The organism is Mucilaginibacter sp., assembly GCF_036568825.1.
Classification (GTDB): Bacteria; Bacteroidota; Bacteroidia; order Sphingobacteriales; family Sphingobacteriaceae; genus Mucilaginibacter.
The window spans coordinates 28,249-44,191 of the sequence record NZ_DATCRU010000063.1; the positions used below are offsets into that span (position 1 = coordinate 28,249).

The window sequence follows — 15,943 nt, forward strand, 5'->3', positions numbered from 1 at the left end:
CTAATCACCGATTAACCGGTCACTGGTTAACTGATCTCCAGAATATGCTCTGCCAAATTCTCCCACTTCGCCTGAATTTCTTTCAGTTCCAGTTTTTTAAGCTGATAAGTGTCAGTTACTTCCTGCGCTTTTGCTGCATCAGTATACAGTTTATCGTCAGCCAGTTGATCTTCTAATCCTTTAACTTCTTTTTCCAGGCCTTCTATCTGCTGCTCCATCGTCGCCAATTCCTGGTTCAGTTTCTTTAACTGTTTGGCTTTTTCGTCATCTGGCTTTTTGGTAGCAACAGGCTCTTTCTTCTCTTCCTTTTTCTCAGGCTTTGGAGCTTGCTCGGCTTTTGGCTGCAATTTACGTTTAGCATACCAATGATCGTACTCCTGGTAAGTGCCCGGATAGGTAACAATTTTATGATCTTCTATAAACCATATCTTATTGGCTACATTGTCGAGGAAATAACGGTCGTGCGATACAACGATGATGGTTCCCTCATACTGCTGCAAGGCTTGTATCAGGATGTTTACCGACTGCATATCCAGGTGGTTCGTAGGCTCATCGAGGATAAGGAAGTTGGCATCTGCAGTTAACGCTTTAGCCAGTGCCACACGCGATTTCTCACCACCAGATAATACCTTGATCTTCTTAAATACATCGTCACCAGTAAACAGGAACGAACCTAAAATAGTGCGCAGTTCTGTTTCATTATGCTTTGGCGCGAATGATTGCAACTCACCTAAAATCGTATTCTCCAAATGCAAAGCCTCTAACTGGTGCTGTGCAAAGAAGGTTTGTGTTACGTTGTGCCCTTGTTGTACCGAGCCGGTAAAATCTTTATCAGCCCCTGCAATAATGCGCAACAAGGTGGATTTACCTTTACCGTTGGCACCGATGAGGGCGATTTTATCACCTTTTTCGATCAGTGCCTCGGCATCATCCAATATCTCAATAGTTGGGAAGCTCTTGGCAACATGTTCCAAAGTTACTACGTGCCTGCCTGACTGTCTCGAGAAACGGAAGGAGAAGCTTACCTCCGGGTTATCATCATCTACGTCATCAACGCGTTCCAATCTATCCAATGCCTTTATGCGCGACTGAGCCATCTTGGCTTTTGATGCCTTAGCCCTGAAGCGCTCGATCAGGCGTTCTTCCTGCCTGATTTTTGCCTGCTGGTTCTTAAACTCACCACGCTGAATTTCTTCGCGCTGGGATTTCTCTTCTAAATAGAAAGTATAATTCCCTGCATAAACGGTCAGCTTGCCTTTGCGCGATTCAACGGTACGGTTGATCACACGATCGAGGAACCATCTATCGTGCGAAACGATAATGATTGCACCCTCAAAAGCTTTCAGGTATTCTTCCAGCCATTGGATAGAAGGTAAGTCTAAGTGGTTGGTAGGCTCGTCAAGTAAAAGTATATCAGGTGCCTGCAATAGGATCTTGGCCAGCATTACACGCATACGCCATCCACCAGAAAATTCACTTAGTTTACGGTGCGTATCCGGTTCGCTAAAACCCAAACCGGCTAAAATTTCATGCGCTTTATATTCAATATTGTAACCGTCGAGCAGTTCAAACTCATGCTGTTTGTCGCTCAGTTTGTGCAGCAGGTCCTCGCTGTAATCTGTTTCCAGTTTTTTAAGCAGCACTTCTATCTCGTCATGCAATTGGTTCTGGCGCTCAAAAGCTTCCATAGCCACATGCAATATATTTTTGTCGGACGAATAGCTGAGCAGGTCCTGGTTCAGGTAACCCATAGTCAAATCTTTCGCCATGGAAATAGTACCCGAAGTAGGGGTATAATCACCGACGATCAGCTTAAGAAGAGTAGTTTTACCGGTACCGTTGGCGCCGATAAGACCAATTTTTTCACCAGGTTTTATGTGCCAGTTGGCTTCATCATACAGGGCCCGCGCACCAATCTCGAACGTAAGGTTATTAATAGCAATCATTTGCGCGCAAAGATACCGTTTTTGAGGTGAAAGGCGAAGGGTAGAAAGGTAAATGGTATGTAACATTGAATAACGACGTTTGCAACCACCACAACTACTTCAACCAATACAACATCTACAACCAATTCAACCAAAAAACCTAACTTCGCGGCATGTATCAGTTGATTAAGCCTCTACTATTCCAGTTCGATCCTGAAAAAGTACACTACTTCGTTACCCGCAACCTGAAACGTTTTAATCGTTTCCCGGGCGGCACTGCTTTCAGCAGGATGCTTTGGGATCTGGAAGATAAACGGCTGGAGAAAGAAGTTTTTGGTTTAAAGTTTAATAATCCTATTGGATTAGCGGCCGGTTTTGATAAGAACGCAGAGATGATCTACGAAATGGGTAACCTGGGCTTCGGATTTGTTGAAGTTGGAACAGTTACGCCGTTACCACAGCCGGGCAATTTAAAACCAAGGATGTTCCGACTGACGCTTGATAAAGCGCTAATCAACCGCATGGGTTTTAATAACCAGGGTGTTGACGTAGCTGCTGAAAGGATTGCGGCATATCGCCGCGATGCAAAGAAATCGCAAAAAGGATTGATCATTGGTGGTAATATTGGCAAGAATAAAGTAACGCCGAATGAAGAGGCAGTAAACGATTATATCAAATGCTTTGACCGTCTGTTTGATGTGGTGGATTATTTTGTAGTGAATGTAAGCTCACCTAATACGCCTGGCTTACGAGCTTTGCAGGAGAAAGAACCTTTGATGCATATTTTAAATACACTGCAGCAACGAAACTCAAAAAATGGCATCAACAGACCAATATTATTAAAAATTGCCCCGGATTTGAGCAATGAACAACTGGATGATATCGTCGAGATCGTAAAAGAGACTAAAATAGCAGGCATCATTGCCACAAACACTACTATCGTACGCGAAGGATTAAAATCAGAGAAACTGAGCGGAGAAACAGGTGGATTAAGCGGAAAGCCTTTGACTGAGCGATCAACTGAAGTGATACGCTATCTTTATAAAAAATCAAATGGCGCTTTCCCGATAATAGGTGTAGGGGGAATTCATTCACCCGAAGATGCGATGGAAAAACTAAAGGCAGGTGCATCGCTGATCCAGTTGTATACTGGCTTTATTTATGAAGGCCCCGGATTGATCAAGCGGATCAATAAAAAAATCCTGTCAGCCAAAAACTAACAGGATTTGTATTTTTCCTATATTAAGTCTCCCTGCTGGGGGAGATTTAGAGGGGGCCTATTTTCCAGCTGCTTTAGCTAAAGCAGCGTTGTTTTTGTCAAGCTGGCTGTTTTTTGGCTCAGCAGAACGGCTGCCTAATTCAATGTTGGTAGCCAGTTTCAAACCTTGTACTTCTAAGCGAGAAAAAGTTTTATTTCTTCTGTCTTTTCTTTTTAAACGAGTAACGCCCATGGTGTTCTATTTTTAATTTTTTAAACCTCGAGGTCGGAAGCGGATTCGAACCGCTGTAAAAGGTTTTGCAGACCTCTGCCTAGCCACTCGGCCATCCGACCATTTTTTAAGGAGTGCAAAAATAGTAATTATTTGTTGCCCGCCAAGTTTATTTGTCAGAATTTATTACGGATAAAGGCATTTTATGTTTTGAAAGGAGGGGATATATTTAATTAGTGGCTCCATCGGAGCCCAATGTTGGTAGAAAAAAAATATAAAAGGTTTTTTGCCCTGTAGGGGCAAAATGTTAATCTGCGACTTGGCAAGCAGCCTAGTCAGTAATCAAAAGGCTCCTGGTTGGTATTTCTTATCCGGGCAATTATAATCTCATCCTCTTTTACCAGATACCCAATCCTGAAACGGTGCAATTCAAAGGCCCTGTAATTGCCTTTATTGTTGATCTTGTATTTGTCAGGGTTATGAATTTCAGGACGCATTGAAAGTTCAGCGATCTTTTCAAGAACTTCCTTTTTTACTTTGTCTGCGTTTTGGGGAGAATCCTGGCGGATATAACGGATCGATTCACGGAAATAGTTTAGGGCTTGCTTATCCCAGGTAATCTTTCTTTTGATCATTACCAATCTTTTGCCATCCGCTCCACGTCCTCATGGGTATAGTACTCGCCAGCTTCGACTCTGGCTATCGCTTCGTCGATTTCTTTATTATATTGCTCAATGCTGATTCGGGGGATATTCTTTTCGCGGCCCTTAAGAAAGGTCTTCAGCATTTGCAATACGGATTTCTTCTCAGCTTCGTCAAGCTGGAGAATATATTGCAGTAACTCTCGTTCCAATGCTTTCGCCATATACTGACCTTTTTACAAAGATATTCTTTTTCAAGTTTTTTTAATAAATCAACATGATTTTCTTGTTATCTCCGAACAAAACAACGCGGTCGCGATAGCAACATTTAATGATTCAGCTTTGCCAATGCGCGGAATAGTAATGGCTTCATTTACCATTTTTTGCACCTCTGGTCGTAAACCATTACCCTCATTCCCCATTACAATCAGTCCTTCTTTGCCAAAATCAGTTTGATAAATATTTACTCCATCAAGTAAAGCTCCAAATACTGGCAGCTTTATTTTAGGCAGAAAGTCAGTTAACGAGATGTAATGAACTTTTACTCTTGCTAACGAACCCATGCAAGCCTGCACAACCTTTGGATTATAAGCGTCAACCGTATCTTCCGAACAAATAATATTGTCGATACCAAACCAGTCTGCAATGCGGACAATAGTGCCCATATTCCCAGGATCTTGTACGCCGTCCAGCACCAATGAAAACTTTCCTTTTAGCTGTTCATGCTGCAAAATGGGCCATTGTGGAATCTTTATTAATGCCAATGCATCCTGTGGTGTTTTTAAACTGCTTACCTTCTCCAGCTCTGTAACAGAAATTTCACAGAAGTTTATTTTTTGGGATAATTTCAGCACTTTTGAATCGAACGAAGGCGTATAGTAAACGGCCTCTACCGGGTATGCTGAATTGATGAATTCGATGATAGATTTATGGCCTTCTACAATAAATAAACCATGTTCGCGGCGAAACTTTTTTTGTTGTAATGACTTTAATAAATTGATCTGAGATTTTGAAAGCATATTATAAACCTGAAGGGTATCGCCTTACAATATTAAGTATTTTGTTCCTCTTTATCGTGTCGTCCTGTGGTTTGACACACCGGCTAAAGGATAATGAGGCCCTCATCAGGAAGATCACTATAAAAGGCGTCGACAAACAATTCTCAGAAGCTGCAGTAAATTATGTGGATAAAGAGCAGCAGCCCAATAATGCGCTTAATCTTAAATTATACTACTGGTTCAGCAAAAACGGTAAGCGGGATATTGGTGAAGCTCCTAACCTGGTTGATAGCGGGTTGGTAGAATTTTCAAGAACGCAGATACAAAAGTTTCTGCAAAACAAAGGCTATCTCAAAGCTAAAGTTGCCGATAGTATCGTCATAAAAAAGAAGAAAGCAGAGCTGATATTTACAGCCACTGAAGGCCCCTTGTTCAAAATACGAAAAGTCTCAGACAGTATTGCCGACAAAAAAATGAAGGCATTATATGGAGCCAATGCTTTCAGGTTAACTCATATCCATCCGGGCGACAGGTTCGATACGGACAGTTTGGCCGCTGAACGCGATGAGATGTACCTGTTGATGAAACGGAATGGTTATTTTGATTTTTTCAGGCAATACATCAGCTTCAACTCCGACACTACGTTTAATAAAAGCATCGCCGATGTGCAGATGATCATCGATAATCCGCCGGGAAAATCAGCGCATCCGATTTATAGGATCAACAACACCCTGATCACCGTCTCAACCAGCACTGGGCGCACACCGGGGAAGGTGGATACCATGCGGGTTGATTCTCAATTCAGGTTTGTTGATTTCTCAAAAAAATTCAGGCCGCATATCATCGAGATATACAGCTTTCAGAAAAAAGGGGACCTATATAATATCGATAAACAATCGTTAACCACTTCCAGGCTTTCTGAGCTGAATTTATTCCGCAATGTGCCTAACCCTACTTATGAGAAGCTGCCGGATAGCACTAACCGCCTGAATACCAAGATCGATCTGGTGCCTTTAAAGCAAATGTCGAACCGCGTAGAGGGTGAGTTCCTTTTTAATTCCGGGCGCTATGGATTTAGTGCGGGCAATACTTTTACCGACCGGAATATATTTAAAACAGCAGCCATTCTTCAGATCAAATTTAACTATAGTGTTTTGTTTGATAATGGTTCAACCACAGGCGGGAGCGTTGAAAACCAGGAATTTAAATTAGGTGGAACAGTCACCTATCCGCAACTTCTGACCCCGTTTAATTTGCCCATTTTAGGTAAATATGGTGTTCCTCATACTTCATTCTCAAGTAACTATTCTTTGTTCTTCCAAAAAGGATTGGTTGAGCGGACAAGCTTTGCAAACTCAATTACTTATGATTTTACAGAGACTCCCGATAAAGTTCACACCCTTACACCGATAGACATTGAGTTTTCAAAAGGAAAGATTGACACCGCAGCTAAACGACAATTATTAGATAGAGACTATTACTCTTACGTTTACCTGATCGGGCGTACCATTTTTTCATCGGGCAGCCAGTATACTTATCAATTGAATGCCAATAAGCTGAATACTTATAAGGATTTCCTTTATTTCAGGGGAACGCTTGATGTGGGCGGAAACTCGTTATGGGCATTAAGCAAATTATTTAATACGCCAAAGGATACAGCCGGGCAGCGTACCTTTTTTGGTTACACTTTTGCCCAGTATGCAAAGGGTGAGATCGACTTGCGGTTTTACAAAAGTTTTGGGGGCGAAAAGCAATTAGTTTGGCGTATTAACCCTGGTATTGGTATACCTTATGGCAACAGCTCGCAACTGGTGTTTGAAAAAAACTTTTATACTGGAGGAGCCAACGATATCCGTGCCTGGTTACCACGTACGTTAGGTCCTGGTCAGTTTAATAGGGGCTTGGCGTATGCCGGAGATACAACCACTTTAAAGCGTTTAAAATACCTGGATCAATTTGGGGAAATAAAATTTGTAACTAACCTGGAGTACCGGTATAAGCTTGCCGATGATTTTTTCGGCTCGAAATTAAAAGGTGCTGTATTTGTTGATGCGGGTAACGTATGGCGTCTGCACAAACAAATTGAAAACCCTAATGGCGAATTCAGATTGGACGACCTGTGGCAGTCTACAGCAATAGGTATTGGCACAGGTTTGCGTTTTGACCTGGGTTTTTTCATCTTCCGTTTTGATGCCGCATTAAAATTCAAAGACCCGGAATTTACCGGTGCTGATCAGTGGGTACTCATCAATCACTTCAACGAACTATTTCATACCGGTCCATTTAAGGCCGCTTATAAAGCATCCAACTACGATAGCTTCAACTTCATGCAGCTCAACTTCGGTATAGGACTGCCTTTTTAATTCAATTAGTGAATGAGTGAGTTAGTGAATTAGTGAATGGTTAAATTGTTGAATTGTTAAATGGTTAAATTGTTGTTGATTATTCCTAGTTAATAAAACTATTTACAACCAATACAACTTCTACAACCATTACAACTACTCCAACCTCAACTACCTAAACATCCCCTTCAACCCATCAAAAATGCTTTCAAAGAATGTCGGGACTCCCAGCCCTGCATGATGGTTAAAGTAGAGGAATATGCAGAAGATAATGATGGCAAAGATGATGAACCGCTTGAACATGTAGCTCAGTACGACGAGTATTACCGGAATGATCAGCAACACTATCCAACTGATATGAATGGGGATCAGTTTATCATCAGTTTTATAAACGTAGTACAACAATGAATGCGTGCCGGAAACATTTACATGCTTTACATATAAAAAAGCTGATTTGTCTAGCTTATGCCTGTAAAAAGCAGTCCCTTTTTCAAACCTTAGCGGTTCACTAAATCCGTTGACTGAAAAAGTGAACCATCCATTAATATTTTCAAGAACATTATGGGCTGTATCTGTTGCTACGATTGCAATCTCACCCTTTGCAAAAGGATTTTCCTTTACTTCAAAGTGTTTTATGGCAATGGTATCCGCAAATGCAAAACCGGCCGATAAAATGATAAGACAAGCAACTAATAAAAGTTTTTTCATATGGAGATTCTGTCAACTAAAATAGTTAAAAGTTCATTTCCCTGAGCTCGATATTTTGAGGGAAGACGGTAGTAGCGATATGGCACTTATAATCCGGATGGATATTCAATGGCGAAATTTGATAGGTCACATCATCATAAACGAGTTCTTCGTCAGATACATCAACAGAATTCAGAGGCGTGTGAAAGCCCGAACCAATGGCTTTTAACACAGCCTCCTTCCGTGTCCAGAAATTGTAAAAACCATCGAATTTATTAGCATGATCGTTAATATAATGCCATTCGTTTCCAGTAAAGAAGTCGGTAAAATCAGCAAAATCAAGCTGTTTTATTTGTTCAATATCGACACCGATCTGTCCCTCATCAGTCATGGCACAAATAACAATATGGCCTGAATGAGCAATGTTAAAATCAGGCCTGCAATCAAAACATGGCCGACGGTATTCATTGTATTTTAGGTCGGCCAGGGAAGATTTGCTGTTATATTCCGTTAGTAACTCCAGGAGCAGCAGCTTGCCGCATATTGATAATTGCTTATCTATCCATTGCCTTTTTCGCAAGGCTTCCTGGCGCAGGTTTTCGGGCAGTAATGCCAGTTTACCGGCAAGCTCCTGGTCGCTCCATTTGTGCTTAATTTCAGTGTAACAGCAAGTTATCATCACAGACGCTAAGGTGCAGAATATTCAGATTGAAAAGTACTAAAAGATTTACACATTGCTTGATTGAATGACCAAACTATAACTATTATTGACTTGTATAAACCTTCTGATGTTCTTTCCGTCTTATACACCTGAAAGCGAATAAGAAGGCTTGTTTTATGAATAATTTAAGTATAATAATTGGCGCTGATCGCCCGGATCTGATCAGGGAGGAAACACTTGTGACCTTGTTTTCTGAGTCGGCACAGCGGTATGCGGATAAAACAGCCCTTATATTCCACGATGAAAAATTAACCTACTCCGAACTTGACCGCTGGAGCGATGAAGTAGCGGCTTACCTGAAAAAAAACAATATTGGCCGCGGGCATTATGTAGGTGTATGGTGGCAGCGTGGTTTTGAATTGCATGCAGCTATTTTAGGCATTGTAAAAGCCGGAGCAACTTATGTGCCTGTCGACCGGGAGATACCTGCCGAAAGGGTAGAGGTGATAATGGAAGAAGTGGGCGCTTCAGCCTGCTTCAGTATGCAGCAGCTTAATGTTGAATGCAAGATGCTGCAGGTGCCAGCCCCACCCAAACCCTCCCCGGAAGGGAGGGCTCTATTAAAAGTCTCCCCTACTGGGGGAGATTTAGAGGGGGCTCAGCCAGGCGATTGTGCCTATGTGCTTTATACATCAGGCAGTACGGGTAAGCCAAAAGGTATCCCGATAAGTCACAAACAGATCTGCCATTTGGTGCGCGCCGAGCAATCCATATTCAACATCAATGCTGATGACAAAGTGTACCAGGGATTCTCCGTATCATTTGATATGTGGTGCGAAGAAACCTGGATAAGCTACTTTGTCGGCGCTACGCTTTGGGTAGCTGATAATACCACCTCGAAAGCCATTGATGAATTAGGCGACACCTTAAAAAGAGAAAATATAACTATCCTGCATGCGGTTCCAAGTCTGCTCGCAGTAATGGAAGACACGATACCATCACTTAGACTAGTAAACGCAGGCGGCGAAGCCTGTACACCCCAAGTCCTTGCCAAATGGGCGCGTGATGGCATTAAATTTTATAATAGCTATGGTCCTACAGAAACTACGGTAACAGCAACTATTGGCCAATTGAATCAGGGGGATCAGATCGTGATCGGTCAGCCGCTGCCAAATTACAACCTTGCTGTAGTGGATGAAAAAATGAACCTGGTGCCGTATGGCGAAGCAGGGGAGTTGGTTATCACTGGTCCGGGGGTATCATCGGGTTATGTGAAACTGCCACAACTGACACAGGAGAAATTTGTCCAGAAACCCGCGTCATTGTCGATACTACCAGGAGACAGGGTATACCGAACCGGCGACGCAGCGATAATTAATAAAGATGGCAGCGTCGATCTGCAAGGGCGTTTTGATGACCAGATAAAACTGCGAGGTTACCGGATTGAATTAGGTGAGATAGAAAATAGATTGAATGGCATAACCGGTGTTTTATCAGCTGCAGTAGCGGTAAGAAAAGATGGCACAGGGCAGGATCAACTTGTCGGTTATGTGGTGATGGAAGACCATGTTTGTATCGAAGAAAATCTTTTCAGGCTGGAACTGGCTAAAACCCTGCCATCGTACATGGTGCCGGGGACAATAGTTACCCTGCCCGAAATGCCACGCATGCCAAGCGGGAAGATCAACAGGAAGGCATTACCTACGCCAGGGTCATTTACTATTGATCAGAACAGTCCTGCTCAGGAAACCCTCGACCTGAACGCCCCTGCACACGAGAGAGTAATGGCAATCCTGCGCAGGGTGTTCCCGAATAAGACCATTGAGCCATCAATGGATTTTTTTGATGATTTGGGCGGGCATTCATTATTGGCAGCGGGCTTTGTATCGCAGTTACGCCGTGATGCAGGTTTGCCGCATGCTTCGCTAAAGGATGTATACATTCATCGTCCACTTAGCACATTAATCACCGTATGGGATCAGCAGCCCCAGGAACAACAAACGAAAGCACGTGAATACAAAAAAGTGCCATTCCTGCGGCATCTTGCCTGTTGGATTGCACAAACTATCTCATTGCTTGTCATCTATGGCTTGTTTGCGTTCCAGATATTTATTCCATACCTCGGCTATTATTATGTCGACCAGGAAACGGGGACGATCATTTACTCTATCATTACTTCGTTGGTACTGTTCTCGCTGATGCCACCCATTTTTACCATCATCTGTTTGGCAACCAAATGGCTGGTGATCGGCAAAATGAAAGAGGGCGACTACCCGCTTTGGGGGACATACTATTTCCGTTGGTGGTTTGTGAAAACTATGCAGCGGTTATTGCCGGCACAGTTCCTTAATGGCACGCCATTATATCCCTCATACCTGCGTATGCTCGGGATGAAGATAGCTGCCGATGCACAGATCAGTGATTTTAGCTTTGGCGCTGAGGATTTAATCACTATCGGAAGTGATGCCAGTCTCAGTTCCCAAACTAGTTTAAATAATGCCTTTGTAGAAGATGGTTTGCTGAAATTACGCAGGATCACGATTGGAGACCACGCCTATATCGGCAGCAGCGCAATGATCGACGGTGATAGCATAGTTGAGGATTGGGGCGAGCTGCAGGACCTGAGCCATTTGCAGGCCGGCAAAACCATTGTATCGGGAGAGGTTTGGAAAGGAAGCCCGGCGCAGTTGGTAGATAAGAAAAGCATTGCCGATTTACCGCAGCCATTGCTGGTTTCAAAAGCTACCCGCCGGAAGTACAAGATAATTTTCAGCTTATTTATACTGATATTTCCTTTTATTATTCTGTTGCCCTTATTGCCAACGATCATCTCCATTAATAAACTGGATAATGCCGCCGATGACTATGACTTTACCTATCTGATCGGTGCGCCGGGGCTGGCTTTAGTATATATCATACTATTCACTGCTGAAACCATTTTAATCACCAGGCTATTACAGCGCAAAGTAAAAGCGGGAAATTACCCGATTTACAGCATGTTTTATGTGAAGAAGTGGTTTTCGGATCAGATGATGTCATTAAGCCTGATTGTTTTGCACCCTATTTATGCAACAGTATTTGTTTCGAGGTTCTTCCGCGCATTGGGGGCAAAGGTTGGTAAGGATACCGAAATATCCACGGCAAGCAGTGTTACGCATCCATTGCTGGACATAGGTGATGGCGCTTTTGTGGCCGACGCGGTTACATTAGGTGAAGCAGACGTTCGTGGCCAGCAATTGATCCTTGACAAAACGACGATTGATAGCTTCAGCTTTGTAGGCAACAGTGCATTGATCCCGCAAGGCTATCATTTGGAAGGTAATATGCTGATCGGTGTACTATCAACCCCGCCGGATAAGCAGCAAATGGAGGACAATAAAGCACGCGACTGGTTTGGCTCTCCGGCTATACCTTTACCACGCCGGCAGGAAAGTAATCCATTTCCACCAGAATTGACCATCAGACCTAAGCGTCGTCGTAAGCTGACACGTGGATTGGTGGAGTTTATCCGCATCATACTTCCCGAAAGTGCCATTATTTGTTTTTCCATTCTGTTTATTGCCTACGGACATGATCTATTGGTAGATGAGCCCTTATGGAAGATCATTCTTTATTTCCCGTTTTATTACCTGTTCTTTATGGGGATTCCTGCCTTTTTGCTGACAGTTATATTGAAATGGCTGTTCATCGGTAAATACAAATCTCAGCAAAAACCGATGTGGACGTGGAAAGTATGGCGAAGCGAAGCCATTACTTCAACCTATGAGGCATTATCAATTCCCTTCCTGTTGGAATATATGCAAGGCACTCCATGGCTGCCATTGCTGATGCGATTACTGGGTGTAAAAACTGGCAGACGGGTATGGATGAACACAACCGATATTACCGAGTTTGATATGGTGACCATCTGCAACGATGCTGCCCTGAATGCTGACTGCGGTCCGCAAACGCACCTGTTTGAGGACAGGGTAATGAAAATTGGCCCAGTGAAGATAGGTGCACGAAGCAGCATAGGCGCCGGAACGATTATTCTATATGACAGCGAAGTAGGGGATGATACCAAGATCGAAGCGCTATCCCTGGTAATGAAAGGTGAACGCCTTGCCCCGGCTACCGACTGGACCGGAAGCCCGGTAAAACCGTTATAATTATTGCTCTATAAAGATTTGACAACTTTTAAAAGTTGTCAAATCTTTACACAATTGGTTATTTAGCAGCAACTACTTTAATTTCTGTTACTTCACGAATACATCTCGCCGGTTTTTTCTCATCCTGAACAATAATACGAAACGGTCCTTCCCCGGAAGGTAGCGGTTTATCATCTACCTGGTCAGCAAGGATGATGGTGCGGTCAGTAAATGCTTTATCCAATTCTGCCAATGCAAATACTACCTGGTAGTTGTCGCTTGCGGTGACCAAAATATATTTAGCCAGGTTTTTGCCCTTCAGATCAGGCCCTAAAGTAGCGCCCGCTTTTTTCAGGATTTCAGCCAGGATAACGCCTGTGTAAGTATGGTCTTTTCCGTCATGATCTTTCCGGGAGACAGTCGTTTGAGTGTATTTATGCAGATCATCATCATTTATCGTTAACGGGGTTGCCACTTCGCCACTAATTTTGACAGATGCGGTTTGCGCTTTGGCCGTGTAACCGGCGATGAAGCAAAGGCTTATAAAGGCGAGGGTTAATAAATGCTTTTTCATGGTAATGGTTTTTGTGCATTAAATATGGCAAATTATAACTGATAAATTATTTGGAGAAATAAAAATTATGCCTATCATTGTGTCGTTGTGACACTATGTGCCACTTGGCTAAAATAATTTGTCCCCACATTAATCATTATATTTCCCGGTTGCAGTAGAATGCAATCGGGTTTTTATTTTAAATCAGTACTTTAGCCGAAATATCCGGATAAGCCTTGCCAGAAAACCTCACAGCCCGACATCAAACTTTTGAGTGGATCGATAACCTTAAAGTTGTCTCGTTATTTGCAGTGGTGATATTGCACACTGCTTCGCCTTTGCTGATGGATTTCAAACATGCAAGTACAAGCTATTGGCTGATCGGCGACTTTTACAACGCATTGGTCCGCTTTGGTGTGCCCGTTTTTGTGATGATCACCGGGGCCCTATTGCTGCACAGGGAATATGAGGTAACTGATTTCCTTAAACGCCGCTTATCACGCATCATATGGCCCTTCCTGCTCTGGAGCCTCATCTATATTGCTTATGCCTGGTACGATGAGGAAATAGAATACTCAGATAGCATTTGGGTTAATCTTCATACCGTGCTTCACCAGCTTAAATACGGCGCTTACTATCATCTGTGGTATGTATATATGTTGCTGGGCTTATACCTGCTTATCCCGATAATCAGCAAATTTGTGCGTAATGCCCCGGAAAAGGAGATCCGTTACTTTTTGATAGTATGGTTTGTGGCGATGATATTTAGTCAGCCTTATTTATCACGCTTTGTGCCCTTGATCGATGTTCATTATTTTATCGGTTATGTTGGCTACCTGGTGCTTGGGCATTACCTGGCTTTTAAAGAACTGCCTGAAATAGGAATAAAAATACCTTTGATTATCTACGTTTTGCTCTGTATAGCAAGTATTACCATCGGAACTTATTTTCTCTCTGTAAATACCAAAGGATTGAGTACGGTAATGTACGAGCCGCTTGGCCCTTTTATTGTATTGTATTCATCTGGCGTATTTTTACTGGCAAGGGTATGCACATTTAAATTGTCTGAAGTGATGGTTAAATTGCGGGCAATAGTTGGTGGATTAAGCCTGGGAATTTATCTATGTCATGCCCTATTCCTCACGCTATTAGACGGGCAGGGGGTTAATTATAAGTTGTTCAATCCTATTCTTAGCATACCATTGACTGCCCTGGGCTGCTTCATATTATCATCATTTCTGATATTTATTATCAGCAAAATACCTGTTATAGGTAAATATATTGCCGGCTAAAGCAATAACTACCGGATTTTTAACAGGTTTTGTATCTTTGGCGATATTTTTAATTATTTGAATTTCCAGGATTTTAATTTTAACGAACACCTGACCGAAGGTATCCTGAGCATGGGATACACCACGCCCACACCGATACAGCAAATGGCTATCCCGGTGATATTGGAAGGCAAAGACCTGATTGCCTGCGCGCAAACAGGTACCGGTAAAACAGCATCTTACCTATTGCCCGTTCTGCATAAAATTGCCGAGGCGGATGAAGGACATAAAACCACCACATTGATATTAGCGCCCACCCGTGAGCTGGCCCAGCAGATCGATCAGCAGGTAGAGGGACTGGCCTATTTTACAGGCTTAAGTTCTATTGCCGTGTATGGCGGGGGAGACGGTATAGTTTATGAACAGCAACGCCGCGGGATACAAAATAAAGTAGATATCCTGATCGCTACCCCGGGTCGATTGATCGCGCATCTTACTTCGGGCATATTAAAGCTAGATCAGATCAAATACCTCATCCTGGATGAGGCCGACCGTATGCTGGATATGGGCTTTATGGGCGATATTATGCGTATCATCCGCGATCTGCCTACACATCGACAAACCCTGTTGTTTTCGGCGACTATGCCCGGACCGATACGCAAACTGGCCAATTCGATATTAAAACATCCTGAACAGATCAACCTGGCAACCTCGCAACCTGCTGAAGGGATTAGTCAGCAGATATATAAAGTGTTTAATGAACAGAAATCGAAACTGGTTGTCAAATTACTTAAAGAGGGTAACTACACCAGCACCATTATTTTTGCAAATACTAAAGACGAGGTTAAAAAACTAAGCCGCGAATTAAAAGCAGCGCATGTCAAATCAAGCGCTTTTCATTCCGATTTTGAGCAGGCCGAACGTGAGCAAATACTTTTGGATTTCAAGAACCGTGAACTGCCTGTTATCATCGGCACCGACGCACTTTCACGGGGAATTGACGTAGAGGGAATCGACCTGGTGATCAATTACGATGTGCCTTCTGATCCTGAAGATTACATTCACCGCATAGGCCGTACGGCCCGTGCAGAAACTACCGGTACTGCGATCACCCTGGTAAATGAGCGCGACAATCGCAAGCTAAAGACCATTGAAGGGCTTATCGGACGAAGCATCGATGAGAATATATTGCCATCTGAGTTGGGCGATGCACCTATATTCAAGGAACACAAAACATCCAGCAAGAGAAACAACAACCGCAGGAAATTCGGAAATAAAAAGAAAAAACCGGGAAATAAAACGGTCTGA

At 43.0% G+C, this 15,943-nt stretch carries 13 protein-coding genes and 1 tRNA gene; 5 read left to right on the forward strand and 9 right to left on the reverse strand.

Features of this window, described 5'->3' with window-relative positions; genetic code table 11:
- Nucleotides 1-26: 26 nt before the first annotated feature.
- A complete protein-coding gene (locus VIM89_RS13745; RefSeq protein WP_488156783.1) occupies nucleotides 27-1,946 on the reverse strand; it encodes an ABC-F family ATP-binding cassette domain-containing protein in 1,920 nt (639 codons plus the stop codon).
- A 152-nt stretch (nucleotides 1,947-2,098) separates the two neighbouring features.
- Here VIM89_RS13745 and VIM89_RS13750 point away from each other — a divergent pair, with 152 nt between their 5' ends.
- Nucleotides 2,099-3,145, forward strand: coding sequence for a quinone-dependent dihydroorotate dehydrogenase (locus tag VIM89_RS13750; protein WP_488156740.1), 1,047 nt, complete (start codon nucleotides 2,099-2,101; stop codon nucleotides 3,143-3,145).
- A 57-nt stretch (nucleotides 3,146-3,202) separates the two neighbouring features.
- Here VIM89_RS13750 and VIM89_RS13755 read toward each other — a convergent pair whose 3' ends face one another.
- The 5 genes from VIM89_RS13755 to VIM89_RS13775 form a co-directional block, all read right to left on the reverse strand.
- A complete protein-coding gene (locus tag VIM89_RS13755; RefSeq protein WP_488156741.1) occupies nucleotides 3,203-3,376 on the reverse strand; it encodes a spore protein in 174 nt (57 codons plus the stop codon).
- A 30-nt stretch (nucleotides 3,377-3,406) separates the two neighbouring features.
- Nucleotides 3,407-3,477, reverse strand: a tRNA-Cys gene (locus VIM89_RS13760).
- A gap of 213 nt (nucleotides 3,478-3,690) precedes the next feature.
- The gene (locus VIM89_RS13765; RefSeq protein WP_488156742.1) at nucleotides 3,691-3,990 is read right to left on the reverse strand and encodes a type II toxin-antitoxin system RelE/ParE family toxin; all 300 of its coding nucleotides are present in this window, start codon (nucleotides 3,988-3,990) and stop codon (nucleotides 3,691-3,693) included.
- Nucleotides 3,990-4,208 (reverse strand): hypothetical protein, encoded by a 219-nt coding sequence (locus VIM89_RS13770; RefSeq protein WP_488156743.1) that lies wholly within the window; start codon nucleotides 4,206-4,208, stop codon nucleotides 3,990-3,992. Before VIM89_RS13770 ends, VIM89_RS13765 begins: the two co-directional genes overlap by 1 nt.
- Nucleotides 4,209-4,268: 60 nt before the next feature.
- Nucleotides 4,269-5,015, reverse strand: coding sequence for a TrmH family RNA methyltransferase (locus VIM89_RS13775; protein WP_488156744.1), 747 nt, complete (start codon nucleotides 5,013-5,015; stop codon nucleotides 4,269-4,271).
- Here VIM89_RS13775 and tamL point away from each other — a divergent pair.
- Nucleotides 5,006-7,357 (forward strand): translocation and assembly module lipoprotein TamL, encoded by a 2,352-nt coding sequence (gene tamL, locus VIM89_RS13780; RefSeq protein WP_488156745.1) that lies wholly within the window; start codon nucleotides 5,006-5,008, stop codon nucleotides 7,355-7,357. The genes VIM89_RS13775 and tamL overlap by 10 nt on opposite strands.
- 150 nt (nucleotides 7,358-7,507) lie before the next feature.
- Here the strand turns inward: tamL and VIM89_RS13785 are convergent, their stop codons facing one another.
- Both VIM89_RS13785 and VIM89_RS13790 read right to left on the reverse strand, forming a co-directional pair.
- Entirely contained in the window at nucleotides 7,508-8,044 is a 537-nt protein-coding gene (locus tag VIM89_RS13785; protein ID WP_488156746.1) for a hypothetical protein, read from the reverse strand.
- Between the two features lie 25 nt (nucleotides 8,045-8,069).
- Entirely contained in the window at nucleotides 8,070-8,702 is a 633-nt protein-coding gene (locus VIM89_RS13790; protein WP_488156747.1) for a 4'-phosphopantetheinyl transferase family protein, read from the reverse strand.
- A gap of 158 nt (nucleotides 8,703-8,860) precedes the next feature.
- Here VIM89_RS13790 and VIM89_RS13795 point away from each other — a divergent pair, with 158 nt between their 5' ends.
- Nucleotides 8,861-12,832, forward strand: a complete 3,972-nt coding sequence (locus VIM89_RS13795) for a Pls/PosA family non-ribosomal peptide synthetase (RefSeq protein WP_488156748.1) — start codon at nucleotides 8,861-8,863, stop codon at nucleotides 12,830-12,832.
- Between the two features lie 58 nt (nucleotides 12,833-12,890).
- Here VIM89_RS13795 and VIM89_RS13800 read toward each other — a convergent pair whose 3' ends face one another.
- Entirely contained in the window at nucleotides 12,891-13,385 is a 495-nt protein-coding gene (locus tag VIM89_RS13800; protein WP_488156749.1) for a molybdopterin-dependent oxidoreductase, read from the reverse strand.
- A gap of 215 nt (nucleotides 13,386-13,600) precedes the next feature.
- Here VIM89_RS13800 and VIM89_RS13805 point away from each other — a divergent pair, with 215 nt between their 5' ends.
- Together VIM89_RS13805 and VIM89_RS13810 are read left to right on the forward strand one after the other, a co-directional pair.
- Nucleotides 13,601-14,656, forward strand: a complete 1,056-nt coding sequence (locus VIM89_RS13805) for an acyltransferase (RefSeq protein WP_488156750.1) — start codon at nucleotides 13,601-13,603, stop codon at nucleotides 14,654-14,656.
- 57 nt (nucleotides 14,657-14,713) lie between these two features.
- The gene (locus VIM89_RS13810) at nucleotides 14,714-15,943 is read left to right on the forward strand and encodes a DEAD/DEAH box helicase (RefSeq protein WP_488156751.1); all 1,230 of its coding nucleotides are present in this window, start codon (nucleotides 14,714-14,716) and stop codon (nucleotides 15,941-15,943) included.